General features: G+C 59.6%; 3 protein-coding genes. 2 read left to right on the top strand and 1 reads right to left on the bottom strand.

Annotated features, from left to right (window positions below; genetic code table 11):
• Positions 1-447: 447 nt before the first annotated feature.
• Positions 448-1,164, bottom strand: coding sequence for a hypothetical protein (locus tag ABDV69_RS20655; RefSeq protein ID WP_343577653.1), 717 nt, complete (start codon positions 1,162-1,164; stop codon positions 448-450).
• A gap of 1,065 nt (positions 1,165-2,229) precedes the next feature.
• Between ABDV69_RS20655 and ABDV69_RS20650 the strand changes: the two genes are divergently transcribed.
• Both ABDV69_RS20650 and ABDV69_RS20645 read left to right on the top strand, forming a co-directional pair.
• Positions 2,230-2,949: a hypothetical protein gene (locus tag ABDV69_RS20650; RefSeq protein ID WP_343577651.1), complete on the top strand. Its 720-nt coding sequence runs from the start codon at positions 2,230-2,232 to the stop codon at positions 2,947-2,949.
• A complete protein-coding gene (locus ABDV69_RS20645) occupies positions 2,946-3,185 on the top strand; it encodes a hypothetical protein (RefSeq protein WP_343577649.1) in 240 nt (79 codons plus the stop codon). Before ABDV69_RS20650 ends, ABDV69_RS20645 begins: the two co-directional genes overlap by 4 nt.
• The last annotated feature ends 260 nt before the right edge of the window (positions 3,186-3,445 follow it).

Below are 3,445 nucleotides of genomic sequence, written 5' to 3'. Positions count from 1 at the left end.
TGGATATCGCTGTTTTTGACCAGAAACCAATGATATCCAGCGATCTACCTATGATGTCCCAACGATATCCAGCTTGGAGTAGCAGGCAAGATAGGTGTTTGTAGTCACAAACACGATGGGCCGGACTTACTCGCCTACGGCTCGACGTGATCCGCTTCGCGGAGTTTGACGCCAAGGATTGGCGATCAGTTCGGTGAATTGTGGTGCTCTCGGGGCGTCGGTTCCGACTCTTCCCTTTTGGTGTAAATTTCGTCGGTGCCGACGCCCGCAGCTTGCGAGGACGGAGGCACCGACGAACCCTCTACCCCTGCCCTCCGGGGGATGTCAGTAACACCCCCCGAAATGTCCGAAAATCGGACTCTCCGTGCATATGAAAGCCGCAGAAAACCGCCATTTTTGCATTTTTCGGCCAGATCGTTACGAAAAACGAAACGAACGGCCGGTTCGTTACGACTTAGGCTGTAATTTCACCATCTCAGCGGAGTAGCGTGCGACCGCTGCCGGGTGATCGTCGATTGACCCCCTGAAGGCTCCTTCCGGCGTCACGGTGATGATTTTGGTTCGGCCTCGCTTAACTCGGATGATTGCCCCTACCCGCTCCAACAGCGCGAGGGCTTCAGCCATCGAATCCTTGTTGATGCCGGTTATGTCGCATAGTTCCGCGGCGGTTTTTGTGCAGTCGTGCCCTGCGAACACCAGATGCCGCACGATCATGGCGATGACGTTGAAGGCAATCCCTCGCTCTGCTGGCGTCGCTCCGCTCTGCAACAGCCGAGCCTGTACCGCATCGAGATATTGATGGCTTAGGCTCACGTTTCCGCCTCCGTATAGATCAAATTCCAACTGTTTTGCTCGCCCTAGCCCCTTGAGCTGTTGGGCTAGGAACCGCGCTCGTTCGGCCTTTTCCGGGTCGGTCTCTGCCAGCGCCGCCTGGTCGGCCAGTAGAGCGGCCTGGCCGTATCCACCTCGTCTCCGCAGTTGGCGGGCCGTCAGGTCGGCTACAGCGGCTCCTGGACGGCTTCTGGCCGGTTCCCCGGCCAGTATCTCCCCCAGGCTTCTGGCCGGCGCCCCTGCCCTTCTTGCCGCGTCCTGTGTTGCTCGGGCGAGAGCGATATCCACCGGGTCGTAGCCCCGGCGCTTAAATTCGCGGTTCGAGATTCCCATGACGACTCCGATTGTATGCTCACAGCATACGATCGTATGCCCACAGCATACAATCGTCAATCAAGAAATGGCGGATTTCTGCCCAAAAAGCGACGATTCTTCCGGCGGTATCCAGTTCTAAGAAGATTTATTCAGACTGTGGCAACGCCAGACGGCCCTGACGGGCCGCCCTACGGGGCTCCTGCTCCGCGCTCGCTCTGGCGCTCTAGGGCGGTGCTGGTGGCTAGGGGAGCAGGGGCTCACTCTGCCGTCTAGGGCGGCTCAGAGACCGCGCAGAGGCTCTTGGGGACGATGCGGGGCGGTCAGGGGCTCACTCTGCCGTCTAGGGCGGCTCAGAGCCCCGCTTATCGCTGGATATCATACACTCATCGCTGGATATCGCTGGATATCGTTGGATATCGCTGTTTTTGACCAGAAACCAATGATATCCAGCGATCTACCTATGATGTCCCAACGATATCCAGCTTGGAGTAGCAGGCAAGATAGGTGTTTGTAGTCACAAACACGATGGGCCGGACTTACTCGCCTACGGCTCGACGTGATCCGCTTCGCGGAGTTTGACGCCAAGGATTAGAAATCCAGCCGCTTCGATCTGGGGTCCAAAGCAGCACTAGTGCCATTGTCGGAAAATGAGGGGTGCACGGGGGGCTTGCCCCCCTGCCAAGGCGGCGCGGGGCACCCGCGCATGGCTTGCAAAGCAAAATAACTCCGCCAATTCCCTTGGCGTCAACCAGATGGCCTCAGAGCCGCCTCAGGCGGCTGAGTAAGCCACAAGCCGGCCCACACCGCCCCCCAAAGCCACTTGCCGGCCTCAGAGCCGCCCCTGACGGTCGTGCAGGGCACTGGCTTTGCCGCCGCGCGGCCCGTCAGGGCCGCCGATCATGGGCAAATCGCATCGCGATTTTCCGCCTCTTTTTTCTAATTCTTCTTAGGTATTGGATACCTTCGGAAGGTCGAGCCAAAAAACCTAGGGTTTCTGCGAGTTCCGGGCGAGAATCGCTTGACGAATAGTAATCCACCAGATTACATCGATAATCTACCAGATTACTATTGGGAGTCGCGTTCATGGCCACTTCGATCGCTGAACTGCGCCGCCGGGGCTATTCCGACGACGATATCCGCCTCGCCCAGATCACGCAGGAGGCGCAGCGACGGGCAGGAGCGCCAGCGCGGACGCTGGCCGAGGTAATCGCCGGGAAACCGGCTAGAAGCCGCTCAGGGGCCGCTGTGGTGGATCTGACGGCCAAGCAGCTCCGCAAGCGCGGAAGCTACGGGCAGGCCGCCCTGCTGGCCGATCAAGCGGCGTTGGGCGAGACCGACCCGGAGCGCGCGGAACGGGCCAGGTTCCACGCCGCAGGACTGGCCGCCCTGGGCAAAGCAAAGCAGTTGGAATTTGATTTCTTCGGAGGCGGCAACGTGAGCATCGGTCATCAATACATCGACGCCGTGCAGGATCGGCTGATGAAAACGGAAGCCACACCAGCGGAGCGGGATGCGGCACTAGCAACGCTCCTGCTCATCACCCGGCACCTCGAATGGCAGTCCTACGTCTGCACCAAGATCGCCGCCGATCTGGCGGAGATGCGCGGCGTAAAGCCCCAAAACATGAAGGACACCCTCGCGCTGCTGGAGAAGATCGGGGCTATCAGCCGGGTGAAGCGGGGCCGCACCAAGATCATCGCGGTGACACCCGAAGGCGCGTTCCGCGGGGACATCTCCAAGCACGGCGAGGCCGTGGCGCGTTACTCGGCCGAGGTCGTGAAGCTGCGCCCGGAGGCGACATGAGCGACCAACCCGAAAACCTGATGCTGATCTACCTTCGGCGGCTCGATGAGAAGATGGACCGGCTGGCGGAGGACATGCGCGAGGTCAAACTACGCCTCACCGCCTTGGAGACCGCCGTTGGGAACCTCGCAGCCACCGAGATGAGCCACTACGCCATCATGTCGGACCGCACCGACCGACTGGCAGCCCGGATTGAGCGCATCGAGGCGCGCCTAGACCTCCGCGAACAAGCCTAGCACCAACCACACGCTCCCCTTCCCGCAGAACCCGCCCAGCGGGCTCCTGAGAGCTTCTGTGCCAAAGCAACACAATTTCCCGCCGTGATCGCTGGATATCGCTGGATATCATACACTCATCGCTGGATATCGTTGGATATCGCTGGATATCGTTGGATATCGCTGGATATCGTTGGATATCGCTGGATATCGCTGTTTTTGACCAGAAACCAATGATATCCAGCGATCTACCTATGATGTCCCAACGATATCCAGCTTGG

It is taken from the genome of Mycobacterium sp., from assembly GCF_039583785.1.
GTDB lineage: Bacteria > Actinomycetota > Actinomycetes > Mycobacteriales > Mycobacteriaceae > Mycobacterium.
Note: the sequence above shows the minus strand (reverse complement) of the source record. Positions and strands in the feature narration are given on the sequence as shown.

Excerpts from the sequence above, each read along its gene's own strand:
- ABDV69_RS20655 (WP_343577653.1), bottom strand. The coding sequence starts at position 1,164 with ATGGGAATCTCGAACCGCGAATTTAAGCGCCGGGGCTACGACCCGGTG.
- ABDV69_RS20650 (WP_343577651.1), top strand. The coding sequence starts at position 2,230 with ATGGCCACTTCGATCGCTGAACTGCGCCGCCGGGGCTATTCCGACGAC.
- ABDV69_RS20645 (WP_343577649.1), top strand. The coding sequence starts at position 2,946 with ATGAGCGACCAACCCGAAAACCTGATGCTGATCTACCTTCGGCGGCTC.